The 25,085-nt window shown below is 63.8% G+C and carries 27 protein-coding genes and 8 pseudogenes; 14 read left to right on the top strand and 21 right to left on the bottom strand.

The window, feature by feature from the left end; all coding sequences use genetic code 11:
* The first annotated feature begins 253 nt into the window (after positions 1–253).
* Both pgsA and katG read left to right on the top strand, forming a co-directional pair.
* Positions 254–822, top strand: a pseudogene (gene pgsA / locus H9L15_RS13650) (CDP-diacylglycerol--glycerol-3-phosphate 3-phosphatidyltransferase).
* A 239-nt stretch (positions 823–1,061) separates the two neighbouring features.
* Entirely contained in the window at positions 1,062–3,278 is a 2,217-nt protein-coding gene (gene katG / locus H9L15_RS13645) for a catalase/peroxidase HPI (protein WP_187714438.1), read from the top strand.
* Between the two features lie 64 nt (positions 3,279–3,342).
* On the opposite strand, the pseudogene H9L15_RS13640 reads toward katG, so the two are convergent.
* The 4 genes and pseudogenes from H9L15_RS13640 to H9L15_RS13620 all read right to left on the bottom strand — a co-directional run bounded on the left by H9L15_RS13640 (position 3,343) and on the right by H9L15_RS13620 (position 5,595).
* A pseudogene (locus H9L15_RS13640) lies at positions 3,343–4,298 on the bottom strand (LysR substrate-binding domain-containing protein).
* A 49-nt stretch (positions 4,299–4,347) separates the two neighbouring features.
* Positions 4,348–4,571: pseudogene (locus H9L15_RS18040) on the bottom strand (ester cyclase).
* A gap of 1 nt (position 4,572) precedes the next feature.
* Positions 4,573–4,821 carry a hypothetical protein gene (locus H9L15_RS13625; protein ID WP_187715959.1) on the bottom strand — a complete coding sequence of 83 codons (249 nt, stop codon included), beginning with the start codon at positions 4,819–4,821 and terminating at the stop codon, positions 4,573–4,575.
* 11 nt (positions 4,822–4,832) lie between these two features.
* Positions 4,833–5,595 (bottom strand): annotated as a pseudogene (locus tag H9L15_RS13620) (sulfite exporter TauE/SafE family protein).
* 158 nt (positions 5,596–5,753) lie between these two features.
* On the opposite strand from H9L15_RS13620, the pseudogene cysE reads away from it, so the two are divergent.
* Both cysE and H9L15_RS13605 read left to right on the top strand, forming a co-directional pair.
* A pseudogene (gene cysE, locus H9L15_RS18035) lies at positions 5,754–6,427 on the top strand (serine O-acetyltransferase).
* Positions 6,424–6,767: pseudogene (locus tag H9L15_RS13605) on the top strand (DUF2794 domain-containing protein). Before cysE ends, H9L15_RS13605 begins: the two co-directional pseudogenes overlap by 4 nt.
* Here the strand turns inward: H9L15_RS13605 and H9L15_RS20530 are convergent.
* Positions 6,745–7,850, bottom strand: a pseudogene (locus H9L15_RS20530) (hypothetical protein). The pseudogenes H9L15_RS13605 and H9L15_RS20530 overlap by 23 nt on opposite strands.
* 120 nt (positions 7,851–7,970) lie before the next feature.
* Positions 7,971–8,270 carry a glycine zipper 2TM domain-containing protein gene (locus tag H9L15_RS13595; RefSeq protein ID WP_187714436.1) on the bottom strand — a complete coding sequence of 100 codons (300 nt, stop codon included), beginning with the start codon at positions 8,268–8,270 and terminating at the stop codon, positions 7,971–7,973.
* A gap of 143 nt (positions 8,271–8,413) precedes the next feature.
* Between H9L15_RS13595 and H9L15_RS13590 the strand changes: the two genes are divergently transcribed.
* Genes H9L15_RS13590 through H9L15_RS13580 form a run of 3 tightly spaced genes read left to right on the top strand, consistent with a single transcriptional unit; the run spans position 8,414 to position 9,393 of the window.
* Positions 8,414–8,827: an SOS response-associated peptidase family protein gene (locus tag H9L15_RS13590; RefSeq protein WP_187714435.1), complete on the top strand. Its 414-nt coding sequence runs from the start codon at positions 8,414–8,416 to the stop codon at positions 8,825–8,827.
* Positions 8,815–8,985 (top strand): SOS response-associated peptidase, encoded by a 171-nt coding sequence (locus H9L15_RS19095; protein WP_262984817.1) that lies wholly within the window; start codon positions 8,815–8,817, stop codon positions 8,983–8,985. The genes H9L15_RS13590 and H9L15_RS19095 overlap by 13 nt, the downstream gene beginning before the upstream one ends.
* A gap of 24 nt (positions 8,986–9,009) precedes the next feature.
* On the top strand, positions 9,010–9,393 hold the full coding sequence (locus tag H9L15_RS13580) for a hypothetical protein (RefSeq protein WP_187714434.1): 384 nt from the start codon (positions 9,010–9,012) through the stop codon (positions 9,391–9,393).
* Here H9L15_RS13580 and rsmD read toward each other — a convergent pair.
* Together rsmD and H9L15_RS13570 are read right to left on the bottom strand one after the other, a co-directional pair.
* Positions 9,371–9,910, bottom strand: coding sequence for a 16S rRNA (guanine(966)-N(2))-methyltransferase RsmD (rsmD, locus tag H9L15_RS13575; protein ID WP_187714433.1), 540 nt, complete (start codon positions 9,908–9,910; stop codon positions 9,371–9,373). The genes H9L15_RS13580 and rsmD overlap by 23 nt on opposite strands.
* On the bottom strand, positions 9,907–10,602 hold the full coding sequence (locus H9L15_RS13570; RefSeq protein ID WP_398286254.1) for a pseudouridine synthase: 696 nt from the start codon (positions 10,600–10,602) through the stop codon (positions 9,907–9,909). Before H9L15_RS13570 ends, rsmD begins: the two co-directional genes overlap by 4 nt.
* 132 nt (positions 10,603–10,734) lie before the next feature.
* On the opposite strand from H9L15_RS13570, the gene H9L15_RS13565 reads away from it, so the two are divergent.
* Positions 10,735–11,166 (top strand): response regulator, encoded by a 432-nt coding sequence (locus H9L15_RS13565; RefSeq protein ID WP_187714431.1) that lies wholly within the window; start codon positions 10,735–10,737, stop codon positions 11,164–11,166.
* Here the strand turns inward: H9L15_RS13565 and H9L15_RS13560 are convergent.
* The gene (locus tag H9L15_RS13560) at positions 11,150–12,295 is read right to left on the bottom strand and encodes an aromatic ring-hydroxylating oxygenase subunit alpha (protein ID WP_223276281.1); all 1,146 of its coding nucleotides are present in this window, start codon (positions 12,293–12,295) and stop codon (positions 11,150–11,152) included. The genes H9L15_RS13565 and H9L15_RS13560 overlap by 17 nt on opposite strands.
* A 113-nt stretch (positions 12,296–12,408) precedes the next feature.
* Between H9L15_RS13560 and H9L15_RS13555 the strand changes: the two genes are divergently transcribed.
* The gene (locus H9L15_RS13555) at positions 12,409–13,779 is read left to right on the top strand and encodes an AmpG family muropeptide MFS transporter (RefSeq protein WP_187714430.1); all 1,371 of its coding nucleotides are present in this window, start codon (positions 12,409–12,411) and stop codon (positions 13,777–13,779) included.
* Here the strand turns inward: H9L15_RS13555 and H9L15_RS13550 are convergent.
* Genes H9L15_RS13550 through pyrF form a run of 3 tightly spaced genes read right to left on the bottom strand, consistent with a single transcriptional unit; the run spans position 13,776 to position 16,580 of the window.
* Positions 13,776–14,996 carry a bifunctional folylpolyglutamate synthase/dihydrofolate synthase gene (locus H9L15_RS13550; protein ID WP_187714429.1) on the bottom strand — a complete coding sequence of 407 codons (1,221 nt, stop codon included), beginning with the start codon at positions 14,994–14,996 and terminating at the stop codon, positions 13,776–13,778. The two genes, H9L15_RS13555 and H9L15_RS13550, sit on opposite strands and share 4 nt — an antisense overlap.
* A complete protein-coding gene (gene accD / locus H9L15_RS13545; protein WP_187714428.1) occupies positions 14,996–15,853 on the bottom strand; it encodes an acetyl-CoA carboxylase, carboxyltransferase subunit beta in 858 nt (285 codons plus the stop codon). The genes H9L15_RS13550 and accD overlap by 1 nt, the downstream gene beginning before the upstream one ends.
* A gap of 25 nt (positions 15,854–15,878) precedes the next feature.
* A complete protein-coding gene (gene pyrF / locus H9L15_RS13540) occupies positions 15,879–16,580 on the bottom strand; it encodes an orotidine-5'-phosphate decarboxylase (RefSeq protein WP_187714427.1) in 702 nt (233 codons plus the stop codon).
* A gap of 427 nt (positions 16,581–17,007) precedes the next feature.
* Here pyrF and H9L15_RS13535 point away from each other — a divergent pair, with 427 nt between their 5' ends.
* Positions 17,008–18,327 (top strand): serine hydrolase domain-containing protein, encoded by a 1,320-nt coding sequence (locus H9L15_RS13535; protein ID WP_187714426.1) that lies wholly within the window; start codon positions 17,008–17,010, stop codon positions 18,325–18,327.
* Positions 18,328–18,330: 3 nt separating this feature from the next.
* On the opposite strand, the gene H9L15_RS13530 is transcribed toward H9L15_RS13535, so the two are convergent.
* On the bottom strand, positions 18,331–18,546 hold the full coding sequence (locus H9L15_RS13530) for a hypothetical protein (RefSeq protein WP_187714425.1): 216 nt from the start codon (positions 18,544–18,546) through the stop codon (positions 18,331–18,333).
* A gap of 97 nt (positions 18,547–18,643) precedes the next feature.
* On the opposite strand from H9L15_RS13530, the gene H9L15_RS13525 reads away from it, so the two are divergent.
* The 3 genes from H9L15_RS13525 to H9L15_RS13515 all read left to right on the top strand — a co-directional run bounded on the left by H9L15_RS13525 (position 18,644) and on the right by H9L15_RS13515 (position 20,308).
* Positions 18,644–19,156, top strand: a complete 513-nt coding sequence (locus H9L15_RS13525) for a hemerythrin domain-containing protein (RefSeq protein ID WP_187714424.1) — start codon at positions 18,644–18,646, stop codon at positions 19,154–19,156.
* Between the two features lie 180 nt (positions 19,157–19,336).
* Positions 19,337–19,492 (top strand): hypothetical protein, encoded by a 156-nt coding sequence (locus H9L15_RS13520; RefSeq protein ID WP_187714423.1) that lies wholly within the window; start codon positions 19,337–19,339, stop codon positions 19,490–19,492.
* A gap of 123 nt (positions 19,493–19,615) precedes the next feature.
* A complete protein-coding gene (locus tag H9L15_RS13515) occupies positions 19,616–20,308 on the top strand; it encodes an MBL fold metallo-hydrolase (RefSeq protein WP_317617535.1) in 693 nt (230 codons plus the stop codon).
* Between the two features lie 474 nt (positions 20,309–20,782).
* On the opposite strand, the gene H9L15_RS19090 is transcribed toward H9L15_RS13515, so the two are convergent.
* The 6 genes and pseudogenes from H9L15_RS19090 to H9L15_RS13490 form a co-directional block, all read right to left on the bottom strand.
* Positions 20,783–20,911 carry a hypothetical protein gene (locus H9L15_RS19090; protein WP_262984816.1) on the bottom strand — a complete coding sequence of 43 codons (129 nt, stop codon included), beginning with the start codon at positions 20,909–20,911 and terminating at the stop codon, positions 20,783–20,785.
* A 10-nt stretch (positions 20,912–20,921) separates the two neighbouring features.
* Positions 20,922–21,473 (bottom strand): L,D-transpeptidase family protein, encoded by a 552-nt coding sequence (locus tag H9L15_RS13510; RefSeq protein ID WP_187714422.1) that lies wholly within the window; start codon positions 21,471–21,473, stop codon positions 20,922–20,924.
* 14 nt (positions 21,474–21,487) lie between these two features.
* A complete protein-coding gene (locus H9L15_RS13505) occupies positions 21,488–22,120 on the bottom strand; it encodes a hypothetical protein (protein WP_187714421.1) in 633 nt (210 codons plus the stop codon).
* Positions 22,121–22,174: 54 nt separating this feature from the next.
* The gene (locus H9L15_RS13500; protein ID WP_187714420.1) at positions 22,175–22,498 is read right to left on the bottom strand and encodes a hypothetical protein; all 324 of its coding nucleotides are present in this window, start codon (positions 22,496–22,498) and stop codon (positions 22,175–22,177) included.
* A gap of 2 nt (positions 22,499–22,500) precedes the next feature.
* On the bottom strand, positions 22,501–23,202 hold the full coding sequence (locus H9L15_RS13495) for a sulfotransferase family protein (RefSeq protein WP_187714419.1): 702 nt from the start codon (positions 23,200–23,202) through the stop codon (positions 22,501–22,503).
* A gap of 56 nt (positions 23,203–23,258) precedes the next feature.
* A pseudogene (locus H9L15_RS13490) lies at positions 23,259–23,491 on the bottom strand (GNAT family N-acetyltransferase).
* A 224-nt stretch (positions 23,492–23,715) separates the two neighbouring features.
* Here H9L15_RS13490 and H9L15_RS13485 point away from each other — a divergent pair.
* Positions 23,716–24,108: a hypothetical protein gene (locus tag H9L15_RS13485; RefSeq protein ID WP_187714418.1), complete on the top strand. Its 393-nt coding sequence runs from the start codon at positions 23,716–23,718 to the stop codon at positions 24,106–24,108.
* Here H9L15_RS13485 and H9L15_RS13480 read toward each other — a convergent pair.
* Together H9L15_RS13480 and H9L15_RS13475 are read right to left on the bottom strand one after the other, a co-directional pair.
* Positions 24,054–24,419 (bottom strand): bleomycin resistance protein, encoded by a 366-nt coding sequence (locus H9L15_RS13480; protein ID WP_187715920.1) that lies wholly within the window; start codon positions 24,417–24,419, stop codon positions 24,054–24,056. The two genes, H9L15_RS13485 and H9L15_RS13480, sit on opposite strands and share 55 nt — an antisense overlap.
* A 66-nt stretch (positions 24,420–24,485) precedes the next feature.
* Positions 24,486–24,950 carry a PilZ domain-containing protein gene (locus H9L15_RS13475; RefSeq protein ID WP_187714417.1) on the bottom strand — a complete coding sequence of 155 codons (465 nt, stop codon included), beginning with the start codon at positions 24,948–24,950 and terminating at the stop codon, positions 24,486–24,488.
* Positions 24,951–25,085: the final 135 nt, after the last annotated feature.

The following is a 25,085-nucleotide window of genomic DNA, read 5'->3' as shown; positions in this document are numbered from 1 at the left end:
GCATCGGGCACGGGACACCAGTGATACGTCGAGACAGGGCTTGACCACGAAAGACGGACTGCTTGCAGCCGTGAGTGCCGCAGCGATTAAGCCAAGCATGGAAGTCTCCCCTCCGACTAAACCGCCTGCAATCTAACCCCGGTTTGAATGGCCGCAACGGGTCGAAGGCCTAGCGACAGGTTTGGGTCGAAAGCGGACATTCTCCCGCTGCCGTCTTTTGCTTGGATGGCGCTTTGCGTAGAGCGGTCTCAGCATGCTGAGCGTTCCGAACCTACTCACGCTGTCGCGGATCTTTGCCGTGCCCTTGCTGGTGTTCCTGCTGTGGAAGCCGGCGCCGTGGGATTATGCGATCACGTTCGTGCTCTACTGCATCGTCGGGGTCACCGATTATTTCGACGGATATCTTGCGCGGGCGCAGGGGCGGATTTCGCGGCTTGGGCAGTTCCTCGACCCGATCGCGGACAAGATCATGGTCGCGGCGGTGCTGGTCATGCTGATGGCGAGCCGGAAGGCCGACGGCGATGCGCCGATCATCCAGGACTGGAGCGTCATTCCGGCGCTGATCATCCTGCTACGCGAGATCATGGTCTCGGGGCTGCGCGAGTTCCTGGCCGAGTTGAAGGTGCTGGTGCCGGTCAGTGCGCTCGCGAAGTGGAAGACGACATTCCAGCTGGTGGCCTTGGGGCCCTGATTCTGGGTGGGGCTTTCCCGGCGCAGCACTGGATCCATTTGGTCGGGATCGGAAGCCTGTGGGCGGCAGCGGCGCTGACGCTGGTGACCGGGTGGGATTATCTGCGGGTTGGCCTGAAGCACATGGATTGAGGTCGCGGAAGCTCACCGTCACGGGAGTAAATCCCGTGACGTCGGTCGGGCTGCGCCCGCTGGCCGGCTCTCGCAATCTCTTCGCACTGCTCCGGCGACGCTGTGCGTCGGCGTCGCTGTGCTCGGTTGCTCGACACTAATCGATTTTCCCGTGCATACTGACAAAGATTCATCGTTTCTGTCGTTCAGCGCGCGCGAGTAGGAGGCTGCATTTCCCAGGCTTGGAGAGGTGCAGAATCATGGACGTCAAAACGGGTTCGATGGGCGGTTGCCCGGTTTCGAAGGCACGCTCGCTTCTCGGCCGCACCAACCGCGACTGGTGGCCCGAAGCGCTGCCCGTCGACATGCTCCATCAGCATGGGGTCTCGCCGGACCCGATGGGCGAGGACTTCGATTATGCCGAGGCCTTCAGCAAGCTCGACTACCAGGCGGTGAAGCAGGACCTCACCGCGCTGATGACCGACAGCAAGTCGTGGTGGCCGGCCGATTATGGTCACTATGGCCCGTTCATGATCCGTATGGCCTGGCACGCGGCCGGCACGTACCGTGTGACCGACGGCCGCGGCGGTGCGTCGAGCGGGCAGCAGCGGTTCGAGCCGCTCAACAGCTGGCCCGACAACGGCAACCTCGACAAGGCACGGCGCCTGCTGTGGCCGATCAAGCAGAAGTACGGCCCGTCGATCAGCTGGGCCGACCTGTTCATTTTGGCCGGTAACGTCGCCATCGAAAGCATGGGCGGCCCGGTGTTCGGCTTCGGCGGCGGCCGCAAGGACGTCTACCAGTCCGAAGGCGACACCTTCTGGGGCGCCGAGGAAATCTGGGTCAACCAGGGTGCGAAGACTCGGATCACCGAGGAACTGCCTGAGCTGGAAGGCCCGCTTGCGGCGATCCAGATGGGCCTCATCTACGTCAATCCGGAAGGCCCGGGCGGCAATCCGGACCCGCTGCTGTCGGCCCGCGACATGAAGGCGACCTTCCTGCGCATGGCGATGAATTCGGAAGAGACGGTTGCGCTGACCGCCGGCGGCCACGCGTTCGGCAAGGCGCACGGCGCCAAGCCCGCCGAGAGCTTCGGCAAGGATCCGGCCTCGGAGTCGGTTCACCTTCAGGGCCTCGGCTGGCTCACCGACGACGACGAGATCGGCAAGGGTCACATCACGACGTCGGGCATCGAAGGCGCATGGTCGAACAACCCGACCCAGTGGGGCGGCGACTATTTCCGCCTGCTGTTCAAGTACGACTATGAGCTGGTCGAAAGCCCGGCCGGCGCCAAGCAGTGGACTCCGATCAATCCCGATCCGGAAGACATGGCGCCCGACGCTCGCGACCCGTCCAAGCGCGTGCCGACGATGATGACGACGGCCGACATGGCGCTGAAGATGGATCCGGAGTTCCGCGCCATCTCCGAGCGGTTCCGTGACGACCAGGCGGCGCTCGACGATGCCTTCGCTCGCGCATGGTTCAAGCTGACCCACCGCGACATGGGACCGAAGATTCGATACCTCGGCCCGGACGTCCCGGAAGAGACGTTGATCTGGCAGGACCCGGTTCCGCAAGGCACCGTTCCGTCGGATGCCGACGTCGCGGCGTTCAAGTCCGCGGTGCTGTCGAGCGGCCTTACCGTCTCGCAGCTGGTCAAGACGGCCTGGGCCTCGGCTTCGACCTACCGCAAGTCTGACCATCGCGGCGGCGCCAACGGCGCGCGCATTGCGCTCGACCCGCAGAAGGACTGGCAGGTCAATGAGCCGGAGGAACTGGCAAAGGTTCTCGCCAAGCTCAATGAGCTGCGGGGATCGATGTCGCTTGCGGACGCGATCGTGCTTGCTGGTTCGGCAGCAGTCGAGAAGGCGGCAAAGGACGCGGGCTTCGACGTCTCGGTTCCGTTCACCGGCGGCCGCGGCGATGCGACGCAGGAGTGGACCGACGTCGACAGCTTCGTGTGGATGGAACCGCAGGCCGACGGCTTCCGGAACTTCCTCAAGACCCGCCAGAACGTGAAGACCGAGGAATTGCTTCTCGACAAGGCGTCGCTGCTCGGCCTGTCGGCACCGGAAATGACGGTACTGCTTGGCGGGCTCCGCGTCCTCGGCGCCAACTACAAGGATGCGCCGGAGGGCGTGTTCACCAACCGCAAGGGACAGTTGACCAACGACTTCTTCGTCAATCTGCTCGACAACGACACCTTCTGGGACCTCGTCGACCCTTCGAGCGACGAGCTGTTCATTGGCTACACCCGCGGCGGCCGTCAGGAGAAGTGGCGGGCCACACGAACCGACCTCATCTTCGGATCGAACAGCCAGCTTCGCGCGACCGCCGAGGTCTATGCCGAGAAGGGCTGCGAGGCGAAGTTCGTCCGCGACTTCATCAAGGCCTGGACCAAGGTGATGAACGCCGACCGCTTCGATCTCGATCGCCGTGGGACAGGGCAGGCCCCCCCAAATAAGAGCCTGCCTTGACCAAGTGACGGCGCCGGTCGCTGCTACGGACTTCCCGCAAGTCCGTGGTGGCGACCGCTTCGTTTCAGGCTAGCTCGACCTCGCGGATTTCCGGCGTTTTTGTGCCCAGGCTTGGGTTGAGGTCGTGGGCGATCTGGCGAAGTGCGTCGGCAAGCAGGCGGAACTCCTCCTCGCGCGGGCTTGAGCGGCGCCAGATCAGCGCAACCTGGCGAAACCCGTGATCCGAGCTGAGTGGGCGGGCGTCGACGCCTGTGCCTTCGAGAATCCCTGCATCGATCGCCATGCCGGGGACAAAGGTCACCCCAAGTCCATTGTCCACCATCTGCACCAGCGTGTGCAGCGACGTCCCCATCATGGCGGCATCAGCCCGCATCTCCGGTCGATTGCAGGCCGACAGAGCATGATCCTTCAGGCAATGGCCATCCTCGAGCATGAGCAGGCGCTGCTCATCGATGGCTCGCGGCTCGACACTGGTATCCGGCGGCGCTTCTCCGCGCGGGAAGGCAACGAACAGGCGGTCTTCGAACAGCTGCGCCTTCTCCACGTCGCCGCAGGGGAAGGGCATTGCCAGCAGGACGCAATCGAGCTGGCCGCGATGGAGCGCGTCGCAAGCGGCCTGGCTGGTCTCCTCGCGCAGGAACAGCTTCAGGTTCGGCCATTGCCGACGCAGTCGCGGCAGCATCGCCGGCAGCAGGAATGGGGCGATGGTCGGGATGACCCCATGCGGAGTTCGCCGTGGAGCGGCTTGCCTTCGGCTCGGGCCATGTCGGTCAGCTCCTCGGCTTCGCGAAGAACGCGCAAGGCCTTTTCGGAGATCTTGAGGCCGAGCGGCGTAAAGCGAACCACGCGGCGAGTCCGCTCGACCAGAACGATACCGAGGAGGTTCTCCAGCTCGCGCAGGCCGGCGGAGAGCGTCGACTGGGTCACGAAGCAAGATTCGGCTGCCTTGCCGAAGTGGCCGTGCTGGCGAAGTGCCACGAGATATTGGAGCTGCTTGATCGTGGGGAGATGGATAGTCATCGAGAATTCCAATCAATCTCGACGCTATAAGCGACTCCCACGATGAGAGCTACTTCTCTCCCATCAAGCCCAATTGCTTCATGATCGTCAGATTGTCGTAGGTGGACCATTCCTCGACGATCTTCCCGTCCTTGAACCGGAAGAAGCTCATTCCGTCTATTTCGACTTTCTTGCCTTGTCCGGAAAGCCGGGAACGGCGACCGTATTCGTGCCCACCGCGCTCCAGTGCAGAGAGACGAGATCGCCCTCGGCGATGATGCGCTCGACCTTCACTTCAAGGTCGGGGAATGCCGCTCTTAGCTGGTCCAGAAGCCTCGTCCTCCGCGAGCGTATAGTCACGCGCGAAACCGTGGGCGACGAAACCAGGCCCGTAGATTTCCGGCTGGATGTCAAAGCGGCCCTCGCCCATCTTCTCGAGGATGATACGAGATGCCAGAGCCTTGTTCTCGGCTGTCCCGCCCCAGGCCGTGGCCGGCAGGCAGAGAAGCGCCAAAGCGATGACCGAGCGGGACCTTCGAACCATGCCGACCTCCCTTACATGAGTGCGCGATAGAGCCCGTACAGACTGACGGTGGTGAGTAGCGCGCCGACAAACGTCAGCAGCAGATCCGGATTCACCCGCTTGGCGACCCAGGCGCCAAACGGTGCGGCCAGGACGCCGCCCAGAAGCAGGCCTGTGGTCGCGACCGTGAAGGCCCTCAGGCCGAGCGTGGCGATGAAGGTCGCCGAGATGGTCACCGTCAGGAAGAATTCGGCGGTGTTGACCGTGCCGATGGTCTTGCGCGGGTTGCTGCCCTGGACGAGCAGGTTGGAGGTGACGATCCCGCCCCAGCCGCCACCGCCGGCCGCGTCGAGGAAACCGCCGATGAAACCGAGCGGCGACACGACCTTCGGAGTGCGCTCCGTGTGGCGGTGCATGATTCCGCGGTAGAAAAGGTAGAGGCCGAGAGACGTCAGATAAGCGAGCACGAAGGGCTTGGCCGCGGACGCATCAACGGCGGTGAGGACATAGGCGCCGAGGACGCCGCCAATCACCCGGGGATCGCGAGCCTGGTAAACAGGCTCCAATCGACATTACGGTGGGCGACGTGACTGATCGCGGAAACCGCGGTCGTGAACGTCTCCGCAGTATGGACGCCGGCCGATGCAGCCGCGGGGGCACGCCGATGCTGATGAGGATCGTGCTGGAAATCTGGCCGAACGCCATGCCTAGCGCGCCATCGACCAACTGCGCTGAAAACCCGATTAGTGCAAAGATCAGAAGCGCTTGGGGATCTGCCAGGATGTGTTGGAGAATGTCGACCTCCGGCTCGTTTCGTTGGCGTTTGGCGAACAGTCCGTCCGTCTGCAAGCGGATGTTGCACTGCCGCAACGCGCCCCGTCTTTCATTCGAGGCGTCTCGCACTTAAATTAGTGCTCGTGGTGGAAGAGACGACAGCAGCCCCGCGCACGGGCATCGGCGCCTATTTGGAATCGGTGAAAGCCCGCGACCCGGCCGCGCGATCACGCTGGGAAGTCCTGCTTTACCCCGGCGTCATCGCCCTTGCGTTTCACCGCCTGGGCCATTGGCTCTGGGAGGGGCAACTCTATTTCCCGGCGCGTCTTGTGAACCATATTGCCCGTTTTCTGACCGCGATCGACATTCATCCGGGTGCGAAGATCGGTCGTAATTTCTTCATCGATCATGGCTTCACAGTGATCGGCGAGACCGCCGAGATCGGCGACAACGTCACCATCTACCAGAGCGTGACCTTGGGCGGCACCAACCCTCAACCGGCGCGGGCGGCAAGCGCCACCCGACGATTCGTGACGGCGTGGTCATTGGCTCGGGCGCGCAAGTGCTCGGACCGATCGAGGTCGGCGCGGGCGCAAAAATCGGCGCCAACTCCGTGGTCACCAAGGACGTTCCTTCGGGGGCGACCGTCGTTGGCATTCCCGCGCGGCCGGTGCCGATCGACACGGTGCATTATAGCCCCGGCTTCGTCGCCTACGGTACTCCGTGCGGAGAGGATTGCGATCCGGGCCGTGCCCGACTCAACGAGCTTGAGGACGAGATCGCCGAGCTGCGCAAAGAGGTCGCCGCGCTGAAAGCTGCGCGCCAGCCCGCGCCAAGGGCCAAAAGCGCTTGAGCGTCATCGCGCCGTTCCCGAACCCTCGGGACCGGCGCCCAATTGCCACGTTCGATCGCCTCGAGATCAAGCGCATTCTCGACCTTTATGGGCGGATGGTGGCTGCCGGGCACTGGCGCGATTACGCCATCCACATGGGCGTCGACGTCGCAGTGTTCGCCGCCTTCCGGCGTACGTCGGAGCGGCCGGAGATCCGCATAGAGAAACGCCCCGCGCTTCGGTTGAAGCAGGGGCGTTTGCCTTGGTCAGTGAGCATGGGCTGGTGCTCAAGCGAGGCCAGGAGCTTCACGGCATCCTGGCCCCGATCGAGCGTCGCCTCATGCGGCTGGTTGAGGAATAGCCGAGGCCCGGTCGAGCAGCGGCAACCGGTCGCGCAACCCTTCGGGAAGCGGCCGGACGATGAGGGCCCGGGCCTGGTGCCAAAAGGCTGAGAGCATCAGCAGCGCGGAACCGATGATGAGGCCGGTCAGCGCAATGTTGAGCTCGACCGCTCCGAACTCACGGAACAACTGCTGCATCGCGAACAGGACGTAGGCGAGCGCCGACACCAGCAGCGCGCGGCGGTCGATCGCAAGCGCAGTGACGCCGAGCGCGATGTAGAGCAGCACGACGACCAGGCCTTCGCCCATGGTCGCATTGCCATCGTTGAGTCCGAGCAGAGTGAAGACCGGGTGCACGATCATCGGCGCTGCCAGCAGGTGAAGCCAAAAGGCGACGTCCGAGCGGCGGGTGATGCGCGCACGGTCCGAGCCGTCCCACCACATCGCGAACAGGAATGTGCCGATGCCGAGCAGGAGCACGAAGCCGAGGATCACGTTCTTAGCGTCCTCCACGTTGGCGCCGAGAGCGGCGACCAGCAGGCCGACCGCGATGGCGGCGATGGATGCCGCGCCAGCGGCAACGGTGATGGGGACGTGGAAACGGCGCCAGTGGAGCCAGGCTCCGGCTGCGGCGATGGCGGCGGACAGCGCGCCGATGACACCCCAAGCTGCGGGTTATTCTCGAACGCGCTGGGCCCGATCGCGAACACCATCACGAATGCCGACGTCAGCAGAACGCCGCCCACGAAGGCGAGGAGCAGAAGGATAGACGGCAAGGCCATCCGGCGCCTGGCAGTGAAGAAAAGCGCGAGAGACCAGCTCACCGCTGCGACGGCCGCCGGGGCCAGGAACGACGGACCATGATCGATCCCCGTGCCGGCACGCTCGCCGATCCACTGGCCGATCCAGCCGACCGCGAACAACAGGATCGCCGCGGCGATCGACACGAAGATATCGTTGAAGCCTGTGATCAGGCGGAATTGTTCTTCGTCCTGAGTCGGCAGCGAGCGCTGTCCTTCGACGAACGAGCGCAATGCGCCTGCAGCTTCCGGGGTGATCGCACCGGCGGATACCGCCTCGTCGATCTCATTTTGGCTGTACATACCTGTCCTCCCTGATGCGTGGAGGATACGCCTAGCTGTGTTAGTGTGTCAATACAGTGAAGGGGGGTGGCCGGCGCCGGGGGATATCCGGGGGGACTGGCGCCGGCCGGGTAATCGGGATTAGCGGCAGCGCACCCGGCTGCGATCGATGCTTCGGCCGAGCAGTGCACCGGCGGCAGCCCCGAGAATGGTCCCGGTCGCGCGCTCGCCATGCGTGTCGATGGCGCGCCCGACGAGGGCGCCTCCCGCGGCGCCGACAATAAGGCCCGTCGTGCCGTTCGACCGCTTGCAGCGGTACCGGCCTTCGGAGTCCTTCCAGATCTTGCCCTTGTAATAAGTGCTGCGCGCCTGAGCAGGCGTCGCGGTCGCCACCGGCACGACCATCGACGCGGCCGCGGCAGCAAGAAACAGGTTACGCATGTTACTCCCTCCAGATGATGCAAGCAGATTTGCTCATCGGAGCGAAGCGGACGAGACTATGTTCAACGCCGCGCGGCCTGTTAACGACGAACGGTTGCGGGAGGCCGATACGGTGCTGAAACAGTATGTGTAACCTTTACACGATGACGGCGACTGTGGATGAACTCCGTCGAATCTTCGGGTCGTTCGACGGCGATACGACCAATCTCCCGCCGTTCGACGAAATCTACCCGGGCCAGCTTGCGCCCGTTCTTCGCCGCAATGAGAATGGCGGCCTGAAGCTGGAGCACATGAAATGGGGCTTTCCGGGGCCCCAGGCGGCCGGATCGCGGGCGATTACCAACATCCGCAATCTCGCCAGCCCATTCTGGCGCAACGCGCTCCAGCAGCCCGCGCGCCGATGCATCGTCCCCGTTACCAAGTTCTGCGAATGGACCGGAGAAGTGGGGCGGAAGCAGAAGGTTTGGTTCGGCCTGACCGATGTGCATGAGTCCCCCTGTTCGCCTTCGCGGGGCTGTGGCGGCCGGGCGAGGGCGGGCCGTTCATGGCGTTCCTGACCTGTGAGGCGAACACGATCGTCGGCGAGGTTCATCCCAAGGCGATGCCGGTGATGCTTCGGCCGGGCGACGTCTCGACCTGGCTGGACAGCACGCGCGAGAATGCCTGCGCGCTCGCGCGCCCGTTCGAGGATACATTGATGCAGCGTGTGGGTTGAGCCGACCAAAGGAGATTTGGCGTTATGGCGAAGAAAGCGACGGCAAAGGCCGCGAACACGACGGGTAAGGCAGTTCGGAGAAGCAGTTCGAGCGGGTCCGGCGGCGGCGGCAAGTCGAAGTCGTCGTCGAAGAGCGACCCCGTCGATGCACTGGTCAAGCTGCTTCAAAGCCCATTGGTCATCGACCTGCTGGCGGTTGGTGCCACAGCGGCGCTGGCGGCCATCACCGAGTCCCGATCAGGCCGTACCGAAGGCGCGGTCGGCACGAACAAGCGGACGCTGAAGGCGGCAGGCAAGGCGGCTGCGGCTGCGGTCGGGCGTCGGCTTGCAACCGAAATCGACGAGATCCGCGAAGCTTCGAAGCGCGCCGGCGAGGAGCGGCAGGCTAAGAGCGGCGCACAAGCGTAATCCGCGCGCGGGCGATCTCGCGCTCAGCCTCGATGTCGTAGTCGTCGGAATCGACGGCTTCTTTCCGGTCGGTCTCGATCGCCATCCAACCGCCGGGGGCAAGCCATTCGGCCTGCCTTACGGCTTTCAGCGCTGAGGTCCCTGAGCCGGCCGCGTAGGGCGGATCGGCGAAAACCAAATCGAAAAGCTCCGCGCGAGGCAAGGCAAGTGCGGAGCCACCGATGACTCGAACTTGGTCCGCGACGCCGAGCTTTTCGGCATTGGCCTTGATGGCGGCCCGGGCTCGAGGATCGTTCTCAACAAACGTCGCATGGGCTGCGCCGCGGGAGACCGCCTCGAGACCGAGGGCTCCGCTCCCCGCGTAAAGGTCGGCGACCCGCAGCCCCTCGAACGACCCGAGCCTGCTCGCCAGCATGGAAAACAGGGCTTCGCGGACGCGATCGGCCGTCGGGCGCGTCTCGGAGCCAGCAGGAGCCTGCAACGGCCGGCCGCGAAACTGGCCGGCGATGATCCTCACTTCAGCGAGGACCGGAACGCGTCGAGGTCGGCCTGGCGTACTTCGTCGGCATCGCCGGGCTCCAAGCCTTCGAGCGTGAGCGGTCCGTAGGCGGTCCGGATCAGCCGGGAGACTTGCAAGCCGAGATGGGCGAGGACACGGCGAACTTCGCGGTTCTTGCCCTCGGTCAGGCTGAGCTCGATCCAGAAGTTTCGGCTTGTGCGCCGCTCGAGGTTGGCGATGATCGAGCCATAGTGAATGCCTTCGATCGTGATGCCCTCCGCCAGCCGATCTAGCTGCGCCTGGGTGACATGACCAAAGGCACGCGCGCGATACTGGCGGACAACGGCAGTGCTCGGCAGCTCCAGCTTGCGCTTCCATTCGCCGTCGTTGGTAAGCAGCAGCAGGCCCTCGGTCATGAAGTCGAGGCGGCCGACCGGCATCACGCGCGGAAGGCCGGGCGGAAGCTTGTCGTAGATGGTGGCGCGGCCCTTCGGGTCCCTGATCGCGGTGATCGTCCCGGGCGGTTTGTAGAAGCGGAACAGCCGCGTGGCCGCGGCCGGCCGAACCGGCTTCCCGTCAACCGTGACGCCGGCAAGATCGGTCAGCAAGGTCGCCGGGGTGGTGAGCTTCTCGCCATTGATGGCGATGCGGCCTTCGGCGATCATCCGCTCGACATTGCGTCGAGATGCGACGCCGGCGCGAGCCAGCAACTTTGCAATACGCTGTGGTCCGCTCTCGCGCGGTGGCGGGGCGGCTGAAAAACTGCTGTTGCGCGGGCGGTGCCGCGGCACAGGTTTTCGTTTCGTTCGTTGCGGGGGCGAAGCCATGATATCGGAGAGTTGATGCTGTTCGGGAAGCGCAAACGGATCGTCAATCGAATTCTCATCGTCGAGGATGAGCCGCTGACGGCATTCGACAACGAAGTCATGCTTGGCGACCTCGGCTACGAGGTCGTGGCGACACTCGACAGCTTCGAGGATGCGATCGAGCGCCTGGACAGTGAGCAGGTCGACCTGGTCCTCAGCGATTATCGACTGTCGGGGGAGCGGACGGGGCTGGACCTCGCCCATGCGGCCAAGAGGCGCGGTGTGCCGATCGTGTTCTCGACCGGGCACGAACTTCCGCCGGAGTCGGTTCAGCTAGCGCTCGGCTGCATCACCAAGCCCTATTCGGAGCGGACGCTGAAGCTCGCGCTGGAGGCGGTCGACAAGCGCCTGTCGGGGAAGGGCGCGAAGCCGCCCAAGGGCGTCGAACTGTTTACTCCCGAAGGCTAGAGCAGCGATCCGAGCCGCTGGTGGAAGACGGCAATGCCGTCCTCCAGCCCGCCACGGTGACGGTCTTGACCATGCCGGATTCGATGCCGCGCTGGCATAGGGTCGCCGCGCGGAAGTCTTCTGCTGCAAAGGTCCCGCCGTCGAGCAACTCCCAGCTGCGCTCCCAATGCGCCTCGGCCTGGGGGGTTTGGGGCGGCTCATTGATTAGCATGAAATCCTCGACCAGGCAGGTACCGACCGTCTGCGGCATGACGACCAGGAGGTTGATGTAGTCGGGGCTGACGATCAGGATCGAGGTCGGGAAGAAGGCGTAGGTGTAAGTCAGCACCCGCCTCAGCGCAGCCCAATCATCGCGATCGATGTCGGAAAGATAGTCGGCGCGGCCCACGATGGCGCGCTGGTGCGGACCGATGAAGTCTGCCGCCGCGATTCCGTCGGTGAAGAATGGCGCGATGGTTTCCGCGTGGAGGCGCTGGACGTGATAGCTTTCCAGAAACGCGTCCATCACCTGCTTCCAGTTGGACGCGACCTGGTGGGTCTTGCGGCGGTAGAGGTGGAGGCCGGACATCCCGAACGCTTCCATGTCCTCGGCAAGCGCTTCGACCTGGCTGAAGTCGGCATCGGGGGCCTGCGCGAACCAGATGAAGCCGCCGCTTTCCAAAGCCGGGAACTGCATCAGCGGGCGGTCCGCCCTGTCGATGCCCGGGAAGCAGTCGGCGCGCGGGATTGCCATCAGCTTGCCGTCCGAGCCGTAGGTCCAGGCGTGATAGGGGCAGATAATCCGCTTTGACGAGACGACTCCCGCGCTTTCGATCAGGCGCGTGCCACGGTGGCGGCAGACATTGGCCATGACATGGACCCTGCCATCGCCGTCGCGCGAGATGATCAGCGGCACGCCGTATCCGTCACGGGCGATGGCGGTGTTGTTGTCCGGCAATAGCGCCGACGGGGCGAGCAGCAGCGGCCATTTCTCGAAGATGGCGCGGCGCTCCTGCTCAAACCGCAGCGGATCAATGTAGACCGAAGCGTCGAGCTCGATGACCCGCGGTTCGGCCGGTTTTTCCCCGCTGACCAGTTTCTCGGCGAGCGCGCGCTGCCCTTCGCTTGGACGAGAGGCTTTGGCAGGCATGTCCATGCGGTGAAAAGTGCGCCTGACCGGACGCGTTCGCAAGCCTAATCGCTCACCCCTGTTCAGTCGGACGCGGGCTGCTTAAGCATGACGGAAGAGTTGGGGAGGGTTTGATGGCGACAGTGACCGAGGCGGATCGCGGCTGGCGTTCGGTGCTTCCGGCGGGCGTTCGGCCCTATACCGAAGCGGCGCCCATCGCGGCCTTCTTCCTCGGCGTTTCGTCGGGCTTCCCTTATGCGATGATCGGCGCGACGCTAACGACGCGCCTGAAGCAGGACGGGATCGACAAGTCGACCATCACAGCCTTCGCGCTGGTCTTCCTCGCTTACAACTTCAAGTTTCTCTGGGCCTGGATCATGGACGGCGTGCGGCTGCCAATATTGGGCCGGCTCGGGCAGCGTGTTTCATGGATGCTGGTGACAGGCGCGGCGGTCATTGCCGCAGTGGTCAACCTCGCTTTGGTCGACCCAGCCGCCAGTGTTTCAGCGGTCGTCACCGCGGCCATCCTGGTCGGAATCGCTGGCGCCAGCTTCGACATCGTTATCGACGCCTATCGCATCGAGACGCTGGAGCCCCGCCAGCTCGGCGTCGGATCGGGCATGTCGCAATATGGCTGGCGCATCGGCTCGGCCGGAGCAGGTGCGCTCGCACTCGTCGTCGCGGCGCGAGCGGATTGGTCTGCCGCCTACATGGCCTGCGCCGCACTCGCGCTCCCCGCGATGCTCACGGCGCTTATCTACGGCGAGCCGAAGCGGCACCGGGAGCCAGTCGAGAAGAAGGGAATTGCGCGGACCATCGAGTCCGTCTGGAAACCGTTTGTGGAGTTCTTCTCGAGGCAGGGCGCGTTCCTCGTGCTGCTGTTCATCCTCCTCCACAAGATCGGCGATACGCTCGCGAACCTGACGCTTCGTCTGCTGTTCGACGACCTTGGTTTCACCAACGACGAGATCGCGATCTACGATGTCGGGGTCGGCTTCTGGGCCTATCTCATCGGCGTGTTCATCGGCGGCGTGATGTACACGCGGCTGGGGATGAAGCGATCGGTGTTTATCAGCCTGATCCTGATGGCCGTTTCCAACTTCAGCTTCGCTCTGCTTGCCGCATCGGGTCACAGTAACCTCGGCATGGCAGGGGCGATCGGCTTCGAGAATATCGCCAGCGGCATCGGCGGCGTTACCGTGATCGCCTATTTCTCTGCGCTATGTGACCTGAGGTTCACGGCCTCGCAGTTCGCGCTGATTTCGGCTGCGGCGAGCATCGTCGGCCGCTTCCTGACCGGCACAACCGCCGGTGCGCTGATCGATGCAATGGGCTACGTGAACTTCTACCTGATGACGACCGCCGCGGCCGTGCCCGGCATCATCCTGTTTTGGATCATGATGCGCACCGGCCTGGTCGATCAGTCGATCGGCAGTGCCGGGGTCGAAGGGCCGGGGGACGCGAGGACCGCCCATTCGGACGACGAATTGCCCGAAGAACGCTAATCGGGAACTTGCTCGTTCAGCCGGAGCGCTTCTCCGGCGAGGTATAGCGATCCGGCAATCAGACGCGGTGCCGGCAGGTCGTTGAGCGCGTCCTCAAGCGAGTTGGCGGAGTGGCCGCCGAAACGCCTGGCAAGCTCCTGCGGATCGTGATGCGCATGATCGGGCACCGGCACGAACGTGAACGACAGCGCGTGCGGCCTTAGCGTGTCGACGATGGCGTCCGCGTCCTTGTTGGCAAGTACTCCGAGGATGATGTGCTTCGGACCGTGGTCGACGAGCAGGAGCGCGAGGGATTTGGCCGCTTCGGGATTGTGCGCGCCGTCGAGCCAGGTCTCCACGCCCTGCGTCAGCGGCCCTGGTGCAAGTTCCTGGAAGCGCGCGGGCCATTGGGCTGATGTCAGCCCGCTCAGGAATGAGGCTCGGCTGATGGGGATGTGGTCCTGCTGCCGCAGCATATGCCAGGCGAGATTGGCGTTGCGGACCTGGTGGTCGCCGAGCAGCGAGGAGCGAAGGGTTGGGTCGATGGTCCAGTCGCGACCTTCTAACTGAACCGGCGCACCGCGCAGGTCGGCCACGTGCTGGATTGCGGCTTCCGCCTCCGGAGGTTGGGACAGGACCACCAGGGGCACTCCAGGCTTGGCGATACCGGCCTTCTCTCCCGCAATTTCGACCAGGCTGTTGCCGAGGAATTGCTGATGGTCGATGCCGAGCGCGGCAATCCCGCAGACGAGGGGCCGGTCGATCATGTTGGTCGCATCGAGGCGGCCGCCGAGGCCCACTTCGATGACCGCGGCATCCGCCGGAGTTCGCGCGAATGCGAGGAAGGCGACGGCTGTCGTGACCTCGAAGAAGCTGGCGTCGATGTCTCCCGCCGCATCAAGCACGTCGGAGAGGAAGGCGGCCAGCTGCTCATCGGTGATCAGCGTGCCGGCAATGCGGATCCGCTCATTGAAGCGGACGAGGTGGGGGCTGGTGAAGATGTGGACGGTGCGGCCGCTTGCCTCAATCGCCGCGCGAAGGAAGGCGCAGGTCGAGCCTTTGCCGTTGGTGCCCGCGACATGAAATGCCGGTGGAAGTCGATCCTGCGGCCGCCCGAGGCGGTCGAGCAGCCGGGTGATGCGGTCGAGGCCGAGGCGGTCGCCGCCTGGAGAAAGCTGCGCCAACCGGTCGAGCTGCGCCTGGACGGCCGGATCGTCCGACCGCGCGAAGTCCGGCATCAGGCCGCCTTCTTCTTCCTCTCCGGCGTCAGGTAGCCGATGAGCTTGCCAAGCGTTTCCTTGAGCTCGCTGCGCGGCACGACCATGTCGATCATGCCGTGGTCGAGAAGGTATTCGGCGCGCTGGAAGCCTTCGGGGAGCTTCTCGCGGATGGTCTGCTCGATGACCCGCTGGCCCGCGAAGCCGATCAGGGCGCCGGGTTCTGCAAGCTGGACGTCGCCGAGCATTGCATATGAGGCGGTGACGCCGCCGGTGGTCGGATCGGTCAGGACGACAATGTAGGGCAGTCCGGCGTCCTTGAGTTCTGCCAGCGCCACCGTCGTCTTGGGCATCTGCATGAGGGACAGGATGCCTTCCTGCATGCGGGCGCCGCCAGCCGCGGTGAAGATCACGTAAGGGCACTTGTCGGCGATGGCGCGCCGGACACCGGCGACGAACGCGGCGCCGACGGCAATGCCCATCGATCCGCCCATGAAGGCGAAGTCCTGGACGCCGACAACGGCAGGCTTGCCGGCAATCTTGCCCTTGGCGTTGGTGAGTGCGTCACGCATTTCCGTGGTCGTGCGCGCCGTCTTGATGCGGTCGGTGTAGCGCTTGCTGTCTCGAAACCGCAGCGGGTCCTCGCGCACTTCCGGGGCGGGCAAGACTTCGTAATCGCCGTCGAACAGCTGGTCGAAGCGGACCTGGACACCGATGCGATCGTGATAGTCGCAGCGCGGGCAGACGCTGAGATTGTCTTCCCATTCCTTGGTGAAGACCATCGTCCCGCACTTTTTGCACTTATGCCAAAGGTTTTCCGCCGACTGCCTTTTCGGCAGGAAGGGGATTCCGTTACGGACCCTGCTCAACCAACTCATATTTGCCTCATGTCTTGCGCGGGGCTCAGGCCTGCACAGCCGCGCTTGTCTTGTGTTCGAGTGATGCGCTGATTTCGCGCAACGCTGCAATTGGGTCCGCAGCTCCGGTGATCGGGCGGCCGATGACGAGGATCGACGCTCCGTCGTCCAACGCCTGGCGCGGCGTAACGACCCGCTTCTGGTCTGAAACCTCGCCGCCCTCCGGGCGAACGCCGGGAACAACGAAGAAGCCGTCTGGCCACGCGGCCTTTGCAGCCGCGACCTCGGCTCCGGAGCAGACGATCCCGTCCAACCCGGCCGACCGCGCCAGCTGTGCCAGCCGTTCGACCTGTTCGCGAGGCTCCGACGCTACCCCGATGGAATGGAGATCGCTGCCATCCAGGCTGGTCAGCACCGTGACCGCGACCACCTTCGTACTGGGCGCAGCCGCAGCCTTGGCAGCTTCCAGCATGGCGCGTCCGCCAGCCGCGTGGACTGTCAGAACCGTAGGCTCGATCGCCTGCAGCGCCTCAACGGCCTTCGCGACGGTGTTCGGAATGTCGTGGAACTTCAGGTCGAGGAAGACGGGAAGGTCGAGGTCCTTGATTGCGAGAACGCCTGCGGGCCCGTTGGCGGAGAAGAACTCGAGCCCGAGCTTTACGCCACCGGCATGACCGCGAACGCTTTCCGCCAGCGTCCGTGCTCGCTCGAGATCGGGCGTGTCGATCGCAACGAAGACCGGGCTCATATGACCGGCGCATCCTCCACCGGAGCCGTGGGGCTTCGCGCAAGACGGCCTGCTGGCGCTCGAGGCTTTCCACCCGCCCGCGAAGCCGCCAGGATTGTGCACGATAGATGAGATAGGTCGGTAGCCACCCCAGCAGGAACATCACTGCCATCAGGACCGGGATCTTGATGTCGATCTGGATATCGCCCCACAGGTTCAGCGTGACGTCATGCCAATTGCCGCTGGCCAGAAGCGCCAGCGAGACTGCGATGACGACCCAGATCAAGGTCTTCAGGAACTGCATCGCGTGCGGCTTTAAGCGAGGCGGACGGCGATGGCCAGCAGGTCGTTCGTCGTGGACCCCGCCCGCTTCGCCGCAGGAGGGAGCGAGAGTCGTTGAGCGGAATGGACTCCACGGTCACATCGGCGTTGGTGGTGGGAGTAACTGGTGGAAAAGCCGCATATCTTAGGGCTCGGCGCATTCGCGCTGCTTGCGACGGCTGCATTCGCAATGCGTTCGCCGGAGGACCCGAAGCCCGCGGCGCACACCATCCCGAAATCCCACGTTCGTCTCGCATCGCTGTCGACAGATGCTCGCAAGGACGTCGATTACGCTTCGCTCGACCGGCGGCTTCAACAGCTCGCGGAAAAGCGCTCGATGGTCGGCCTCGCGGTCGGGGTGGTCGAGAACGGCCGGATCACGTTCCTGAAGGGATATGGGGAGACCGAGGCAGGCTCAGGGGAGCGCGTGACGCCGGACACGATTTTCCGCTGGGCCTCGGTTTCGAAGGGTGTCGCGGGATCGATGGTCGCCAAGCTCGCCGAAGAGGGCAAGGTCAACCTTAGCGGACCGGTCGCGACCTACGTGCCTTCGCTGAAGCTGCCGGCGGGCGCGGAATATCGCGCGACCGTGGGTGACATGCTGAGCCACCGGCTTGGGCTCTATCGTAATGCCTACGATAACAAGCTCGAGGAAGGGCAGGACACCAAGCTGCTCCGCGCCAGCCTTTCGCAATTGAACCTGATCTGCCCGCCGGGAACGTGCTGGAGCTACCAGAACGTCGCCTACGACGGCGCGTCGGAGCTGGTCGAGGGCATTACGCACTTGCCGTACGAAAAGGCGGTGATGCAGTATCTGTTCAACCCCATCGGCATGACCCAGGCGTCGGTGTCGATGAGCGGCCTGACCGGTGCCAGGAGCTGGGCCAAGCCGCACGACGCTGCGCGCCGGCCGATCAAGCTGAACGACAGCTATTACCGCGTCCCGGCCGCCGGGGGCGTCAACAGCAACATCAAGGACATGTCGCTGTGGATGCTCGCGCAGATGGGCGAGATGCCGGACGTCTTGTCGCAAGGCGTGCTCGACACCGTCCACGCGCCGCTGGTGAAGACGCCGGGCGAGCGGGGCCGCATGCGCAAGTTCCTCGAGCGACTTGGTGAGGCCGACTACGGCTACGGCTGGCGCAGCTACGACTATGCCGGCCATCACATCGTCGGGCACCGCGGTGGCGTTGCCGGGTACCGCTCGCTGATCCTGTTCGACCCGCAAAAGAAGAGCGGCGTGGTTGCGCTGTGGAACAGCAATACGAGCCAGCCGGGCGGGCTGGAGTTCGAGGTGATGGACATGATCTATCACCTGCCGTTCCGCGACTGGCTGGAACTCGACAAAACCGGAGGCGATCCGAGGACGATCGCTCGCGCGGAAAACGACGACGAGGTGTCGAGCGGCGACGGCGGCGGCCGGGAACGCAAGCGCGTGCGCGGCTGACCTTCAGCTTCGGCGGGCCTCGGCCTTCGCTTCCCGAATCTCGCGCCGTTCCTGCAGATGCGACATGTAGCGGAAGCCCATGCCGAGGATTGACAGGACCATGCCTGCAATGAGCGCGGGCAGCACCCAATCGGGCTCTTCAGGACCCGGCCAGGCGACCGCGCCGAGAAAGACCACGCTCGCAATCGAGGTCAGGTACCCGATCCCTTTCCAGTCCACGCGGTCCGTGCCCGTAGCTTTACCTTTTTCGTGACGCACGCTTCAGGAACACCGAGGCAAACGGTTGGTTTCACTCCCGAAAGAAGGAGGACCACCAATGGCCAGTGCCCAGTCTCAGGATGCCATCGCGCTCCTGAAAGAAGATCATCGTAAGGTCGAAGACCTGTTCGAACAGTTCGAGAAAGCGCGCGGGGACGGCCGCAAGCAGAAGCTTGCGCTCGAAATCTGCAAGGAACTCACCATCCACACGATGCTGGAGGAGGAAATCTTCTATCCGGCAGTGGAAGGGAAGGTCGACGACGACCTGGTGAAGGAGAGCTTCGTCGAACATGACGCCGCGAAAGTCCTGATCGCCGAGATCGAGGCCGGCGAACCGTCGGACGAATTCTACGACGCCAAGGTCAAGGTGCTGAAGGAAGAAATCGAGCACCACGTCGAGGAAGAAGAGAAGCCCAAGGAAGGCTTGTTCGCCCAAACGCGGGCAGCCGACGTCGACGTCAAGGAACTTGGCGAGCGGATGGCTATGCGGAAGGAAGAGCTTCAGCAGGAAATCAGAAACTCGGGACTGCCGGCGCCTGAGACCACCACGCTCGAAGAAGTGCAAATCTAAGCGGAAGAACGACGACTCCTCCGGAACGCGCCGGCTGTTGCGGTAGCGCGACCGCTTTCCGGAGGAGGATTAGGTGCAGCGGCCGGGACGTGCTAACGCATGTTTATCGGCGCCTCGTATCCCTCAGGCACGGCGCCCTGACAGCATGACAAAGCTGACGCTTGTAAGCTGGAGTTGGCCATGACCTTCGATCAGTTGGCCTATCATCGTCATCGTGAGCAGCAATGCCGCGAACTGGCGGAAAATGCGACGGATCCCGATATCCGCCGCCGTCACGAAGAACTCGCCGACCTGCACGCGGGCCGGACCGCGCAAGAGTTCGACGAGCGCCCTTGATTTTGCGGCTCGAGGGAGCCTCTAATCTTCCATGAGCGACGTGCCGGAAATCCGCGGTTTCTTCGACGACCAAACGAACACGATTACCTACCTGATTTGGGACCCCAGAGCCGGCAGGCGGTCGTGATCGACCCAGTGCTCGACTACGATCCAGTGGACGGCACGGTCGATACGCAGTCCGCGGAACGGGTGCTCGAAGCGGTCGCCGCCAACCGGCTGACTGTCACTCATGTGCTCGAGACGCATGCTCATGCCGATCACCTGTCTGCCGCGCCGCTGTTCAAGGCGAAGACCGGCGCGAGGATCGGGATCGGGGCGAAGATTCGGGACGTGCAAAAGGTGTTCCGGCCGATGTTCTCAGCCGACGACCTCAAGGTCGACGGAAGCGATTTCGACCTGCTGCTGAACGATGGCGACCGGATTGCTCTCGGAGAGCTGGAGATCGAGGTGATTGCGACGCCGGGCCATACGGCGGCGGACGTCAGTTATCGAGTCGGCGATGCCGTGTTCGTCGGCGACACCTTGTTCATGCCGGACTACGGCACGGCGCGAACGGATTTCCCGGGCGGCGATGCCCGCCAGCTTTATCGATCGATCCAGAAGCTGCTCGCCTTACCGCCGGACACTCGGCTTTACATGTGCCACGACTACAAGGCTCCGGGCCGCGACGAGTATCGCTGGGAGACGACGGTCGCGGACCAGCGTCGGAACGTGCATCTGACCGCGTGCGTCACCGAGGACGAGTTCGTGACGATGCGCGAGGAGCGTGACACCACCCTTTCGACCCGAAGCTTCTGCTGCCGTCGATCCAGGTGAATATCCGTGCCGGACGCATGCCGCCGGCGGAAGAAAATGGCGTCTCCTATCTGCGGATCCCGGTGCGCGTGAAGACTGCGTGAGGGTGGCGGCTGGGCAAAAACGACGCCCATCCACTGACTTATGCACAGAAGAGTCCGACTCCTCTGAAATTCATGATATCCTCCGGCCTTGGGTAAGCGCGACTCGGGGCGTTCAAAGAGTCGGCCTGTCGTTGGTGGGGGAGTTTCGAAAGAACGAACCCGCTTGCGCGCGCAGGCTTCAGACGTTCCGCGCCTACCTTGCGTTGCGATCCTCAAAGATCGCGGCGCAGGCATCGGAAGGTGATGGGCGGGAGCCTGACACCCCACCCTCCACCCGGACGGCTTTCGTTTCGTCACCTTCCGAATACTTGCCGGGGCCGCACAGCGGCCCCTTTTCATTTCTTGCGATCGGAGAAGTAACGCTGTCCGCGCGCCTTCATCGCGCCAGTGATCAGCCGTTCGGAGATTTCGTCGGCCGCCTCGGGGTGAGCTGCACGTCGACGGCGTCGGGGCCGTTGACGACCACGACGCCGTCCTCCGCCTCCACCTCACTGGGCTCGTCGTAGACCTTGTCGTCCATGATCGGACCGTCAGGCGCCGATCAGGACCGGCGTCCCGACGCCGGTCACCTGGTACAGCTTGGCCGCAAACTTGGACGGCATGCGGATGCAACCGTGTGAAGCCGGCTCGCCCGGATTGTATCCGGCGTGCATGGCAATGCCGTAGTCGTCGATGCGCTGCATGAACGGCATCGGCGCGTTGTCGTACTTCTTCGACCGGTACATCGGGCGCTTCTCCAGCACCGTGAAGATACCGGTCGGCGTGATCTTCGGCGGCTTCGCAGTCGAGATCGACGCCGCCGCGACGATGGTCTCGCCGCGATACAGATAGGCCATCTGATCCGACAGGCTGATCACCACCCGCTCTTCGCCCGCGCTTTTCGGGACGTCGCGCCACAGATACTGTCCGGGCTTGATGTCCGCTTCGCCGAAGGCGTCGAACATGTCCTGGCGGGCGATCGACGCGGCGCTCGCCGCAGTCATTTGCGCTTCGACGGTTTCGACCGAAGCGACGGCCGGGACGGTGGGGACACTAAGAGCGCAGACGGCCACAGCCGCAAGCGCACGCGCTAGCTTCCTCATAACAATGCTCTTTTTCAATTATTGACTTTGGCCGGAACAATGCTTTTCGGCCGAGTCGGGTTCCTTGCTACGGCCGTTTTCCGCGATTGCGCCTCATTCGCGTTCGCTCGCTTCGATCGGTGCGGCGGCGAACAGGAAAGCCCGTTGACGACGAAACTGATGGCCAGGACCCACGCGAATGTGGCGATGATCTCGCTGGTGGTTCCGAACAGGCCGTAGACAATGAGCGCGATTGGAATGCCCGCGAGAAGCATCACGGCGAGCAGGAAATCGGTGGCCGCGACGACCCTCAACCAGCCTCGCAGCGGCGGCATCGACCGGCTTGCGGCGAAGGCCAGCGCCGCCATGCGAATGACCAGCCATAGTATGACCATGTTGAGCACCGGGAAGAAATTGGCGTCCTCGTCAAACGCCAGCCTGAATCCGGCGAGCATTGTTGCAGCCGCGGCGATCGCTCCGCTTGGCCAGTGAACCCGGCGGGCCATTGCCGCCACCAATTCGATCGCTCCTGCGGCAACCAGCAGCCAACCGACCACCAGGCGTCCGGGCAAACCACGCTCCAGCGGTAGCAACGCCGCGCCCGCCGCGAGCAGGACGATCAGCACGCCGCAGGTCCGGATGATGTATTTTCGAGCCTGGTCGGACATGGTCAGCCCTCCGTCACGCAGTGCCGAAACTGCGACAGCTCAGTGGCGGTTCCGTCAGGCGGCCTGATCGTAGGACGCGCTCTTCTTGTCACTTGACCCAAGCCAGTGGCTGAGATCGCGATCGAGGAGGGCGGAGAGCTTCGCAACGTCATCGCGCAAGGCCTCGCGGATTTCCTGTGCGAAGGACGGACTGAGGCGCACAGGCGGAGGATCGGTGCGATTCCATTCCAGCAGGGCCCGGCGAGCCGACATGATTGCGCGCAGCGGTGCCGGCGGCCTTCGCTGCGGTTTGGCGGCGATCCGCTTGCGGAACTGCGGCCCGGCCAGAACGGTGCGGGCGATCGGCGGCCGCTTCAGCAGGCGCTGCAGCCATTTCACCTTCACGCCCCGGCGCGGGCGGGGTTCCAGTTTTCCGGCATCGGCGCCGGAGGCAGGTCGAGGAAATCGAGAACGCCCGCATAGGCCTTTGCCGGATCGGCCCGCAGATCGTCGAAGACGACGACGTGGCAACGATCGCGGCCGACAACGTCGAAGAAGCGACCGACATGCTTCCCGAACCGGGCGACCTCGTCATACTGGAGCTGGCGCGCGTCGAGGCAGGTTCGCGGGATCTTCCGGCCTGAGCGGCGCTCGTCGATCAGCCGCCAGGCCTCTTCGAAGTCCTCCACCGTCTCGTCGCCCTGGTGGACAAGCCGTTGGTGGAACGACGGCAGCTGCTGGATCGGGTCACGCACGGCGATGATGAACTTGGCGTCGGGCCAAAGCCGCAGCAACGGCAGCAGGCGCTCGGGCGCGTACAGGTAGGAAACCGATCCCTCTGCCATCACCTGGGCATCCGGATCGACGTCATGAAAGTAACGCGCCAGATATTCGTCGGCGACAGTCTGTTTCAGCTCATCCTGGTCGAGATCGTCGAGATCGAACAGCGCGAAGTAATGCGGCTCCTTCACACTTGAGAAACTGACCTCGGGATGACTTTCGAGCAGACGGGCAAGCGTCGTCGTTCCGCACCGCGGCGCTCCGACGATGCAGGCGAAGCGCTGCGACGGCCAGTTGGGAACGGAAGGTGCGGTTGTCGCCATGTGCCTCTGCTAGAAGGGATTTGAGGCAAAAAGGGGTCCAGCTTTTGGCAATCGTGTCAATCGGGAGAAACCACACCCAGACGTTGCTTCCAGTCTTCAGTCAGCAGATCCTGAACGTCTGGATGCTTCTTCAGATAATCCGCGAAAAATGGGCAGGTCGGAACAACCTTGAGGCCGCGATCCCGGGCCGCGTCGAGCGCGAACCGGATCAACGCAGTGCCGATCCCTTGCCCTCGTGATCCTTCGGAACCTCAGTATGTGTGAAGACGATCTTGCCGTGACCGAGCATGTATTGCGCGAAAGCCCGGCTGCCGTTGCCGAGGTCAATCTCGAACCGGTGAAGGTCGGCATTGTCGCGGATTCTCAAATGATTTGATTGCATTGCGCAGACTTAGCTGCGGTCCCGGACTCCCGCCAGGCTTGCGGCGGAGTTGCGATAACAATTGTTACTGTGCCATAATGAAACAGAAGTGCCGCTCGTGCTGAGTCGATCCGCGGACCGAGGAGGTGTCGATGTCTCGTTACCAGGTGACGTCCATCCGGCGCGACCGCGCGCATCCGGACTGCCTGATCGAATCCGTCGGCTTCGCCGGCCAGATCTACTCGATCGACGAAACGATGCGCTGGCTGGACGCGTCTCCCGATAACCAGCTTTGGGTTGTCGACGATGACGGCGAGAGCGTGTGGGTCAGTGCGCGGCAGCATCTTCGAACGGGCCGGTACTTCCTGACGACGGAGCGGGGCGGCCAGCCGCTGAGCGAGCTCGCCAGCCTGTCCGAATGCCCACAGGCCGGATCGTCCCGCAGTGCCTTCCGCTTTGCCCAAGCCGTGGAGCGGCCCGCGATCGAGGATCAGGACGAATTCTGGACGAGCCGGGCCAGGGTGCCATCCAGGTCGACCATGTAACCGATGGTCAGCCCGCTCGCTTCGACCTTGGGCGGCTGAAGCCGGGGCAGGCCGGTTCGAGCCTCCGGAATTCCCGCTTCCCTGCAAGTCTCGTAGAAGCTCGCGACGTCGTCGAGCCGCAGGCAACATCCGAACGAACTCTCGAGTGGATCGAGGTCGGGGTAGAGGAAGAACTCCAGCGCAAGCCCGCCGCGCTTGAGGATCATCCAGCCGCGGTCGCGCCACGTCTCCTCGAAACCGAGCCGGACATAGAATTGCGATGTGGCCTCGAAATCGCGAGATGGGAGGTTCGGCGTTGCGTGATCCATGATTGACCTTCCCGCGACCGTTGCAATGATCGGATAGCGCTTCATGCAGCCATGGCAAACGCCGCCCGGCTACAGCACGCCCACCAGCCAGAGGATGACAGCCCAGAGCGCGATCGAAATGCCCAGAATCGCTCTCAGTCGCGTTCCGAGGGCGAAGCGGTCGTCAGGCGGGTCATCGACCTCGCTTTCTTCTTCGACCGCTACTGCCGTGTCGGGCTTCACGATCGGGCTGCGGAGAAGTGCCGCGCTGACCGCCGCACGAGAAACGGGGTTCGCGAATTCGCATCCGAAGTATTCGCCGCTGTTCCAGACCACGAACGCGCTGGTTGCGCCGATTGCGGGTAGGTCGATCTCGAAATCGTCGAACGGTTCCAGCTTGGCCGCCGTCTGCAGAAGCACGCCAGTCGTCGAGATGTCGTGGATCACCACGGGCATTCCGCTCGATGGAAGCGACGCGCTCAGGCTCAGCTTCCGGCGTGGTGACGTCCGCCTCGACGTCGTCTTCAAAGTCTCCAGCCGGGCTTGAATTGTCATACGCCACCTCCGGCCTTCAAGTGACCGGATTGCAGTAAACAAGACCTTACAATCCGGGCCGATGCGAATGATATTCCGGTGGATAAATCTCGAAGCCTGGACCCTAAGTACATCACCGTATGTGAAACCCGGTCT

It is taken from the genome of Sphingomonas daechungensis, from assembly GCF_014489495.1.
GTDB classification, from domain to species: domain Bacteria; phylum Pseudomonadota; class Alphaproteobacteria; order Sphingomonadales; family Sphingomonadaceae; genus Sphingomicrobium; species Sphingomicrobium daechungense.
The sequence above is the reverse complement of the archived record's forward strand: the minus strand, read 5'-3'. Positions and strand labels throughout refer to the sequence as shown.

Coding starts and splice junctions, on each gene's coding strand:
- katG (WP_187714438.1), top strand. CDS start 1,062: ATGGACGTCAAAACGGGTTCGATGGGCGGTTGCCCGGTTTCGAAGGCA.
- H9L15_RS13625 (WP_187715959.1), bottom strand. CDS start 4,821: ATGGTTCGAAGGTCCCGCTCGGTCATCGCTTTGGCGCTTCTCTGCCTG.
- H9L15_RS13595 (WP_187714436.1), bottom strand. CDS start 8,270: ATGCGTAACCTGTTTCTTGCTGCCGCGGCCGCGTCGATGGTCGTGCCG.
- H9L15_RS13590 (WP_187714435.1), top strand. CDS start 8,414: ATGACGGCGACTGTGGATGAACTCCGTCGAATCTTCGGGTCGTTCGAC.
- H9L15_RS19095 (WP_262984817.1), top strand. CDS start 8,815: ATGGCGTTCCTGACCTGTGAGGCGAACACGATCGTCGGCGAGGTTCAT.
- H9L15_RS13580 (WP_187714434.1), top strand. CDS start 9,010: ATGGCGAAGAAAGCGACGGCAAAGGCCGCGAACACGACGGGTAAGGCA.
- H9L15_RS13565 (WP_187714431.1), top strand. CDS start 10,735: ATGCTGTTCGGGAAGCGCAAACGGATCGTCAATCGAATTCTCATCGTC.
- H9L15_RS13560 (WP_223276281.1), bottom strand. CDS start 12,295: ATGCCTGCCAAAGCCTCTCGTCCAAGCGAAGGGCAGCGCGCGCTCGCC.
- H9L15_RS13555 (WP_187714430.1), top strand. CDS start 12,409: ATGGCGACAGTGACCGAGGCGGATCGCGGCTGGCGTTCGGTGCTTCCG.
- H9L15_RS13550 (WP_187714429.1), bottom strand. CDS start 14,996: ATGCCGGACTTCGCGCGGTCGGACGATCCGGCCGTCCAGGCGCAGCTC.
- accD (WP_187714428.1), bottom strand. CDS start 15,853: ATGAGTTGGTTGAGCAGGGTCCGTAACGGAATCCCCTTCCTGCCGAAA.
- pyrF (WP_187714427.1), bottom strand. CDS start 16,580: ATGAGCCCGGTCTTCGTTGCGATCGACACGCCCGATCTCGAGCGAGCA.
- H9L15_RS13525 (WP_187714424.1), top strand. CDS start 18,644: ATGGCCAGTGCCCAGTCTCAGGATGCCATCGCGCTCCTGAAAGAAGAT.
- H9L15_RS13520 (WP_187714423.1), top strand. CDS start 19,337: ATGACCTTCGATCAGTTGGCCTATCATCGTCATCGTGAGCAGCAATGC.
- H9L15_RS19090 (WP_262984816.1), bottom strand. CDS start 20,911: ATGGACGACAAGGTCTACGACGAGCCCAGTGAGGTGGAGGCGGAGGAC.
- H9L15_RS13510 (WP_187714422.1), bottom strand. CDS start 21,473: ATGAGGAAGCTAGCGCGTGCGCTTGCGGCTGTGGCCGTCTGCGCTCTT.
- H9L15_RS13505 (WP_187714421.1), bottom strand. CDS start 22,120: ATGTCCGACCAGGCTCGAAAATACATCATCCGGACCTGCGGCGTGCTG.
- H9L15_RS13495 (WP_187714419.1), bottom strand. CDS start 23,202: ATGGCGACAACCGCACCTTCCGTTCCCAACTGGCCGTCGCAGCGCTTC.
- H9L15_RS13485 (WP_187714418.1), top strand. CDS start 23,716: ATGTCTCGTTACCAGGTGACGTCCATCCGGCGCGACCGCGCGCATCCG.
- H9L15_RS13475 (WP_187714417.1), bottom strand. CDS start 24,950: ATGACAATTCAAGCCCGGCTGGAGACTTTGAAGACGACGTCGAGGCGG.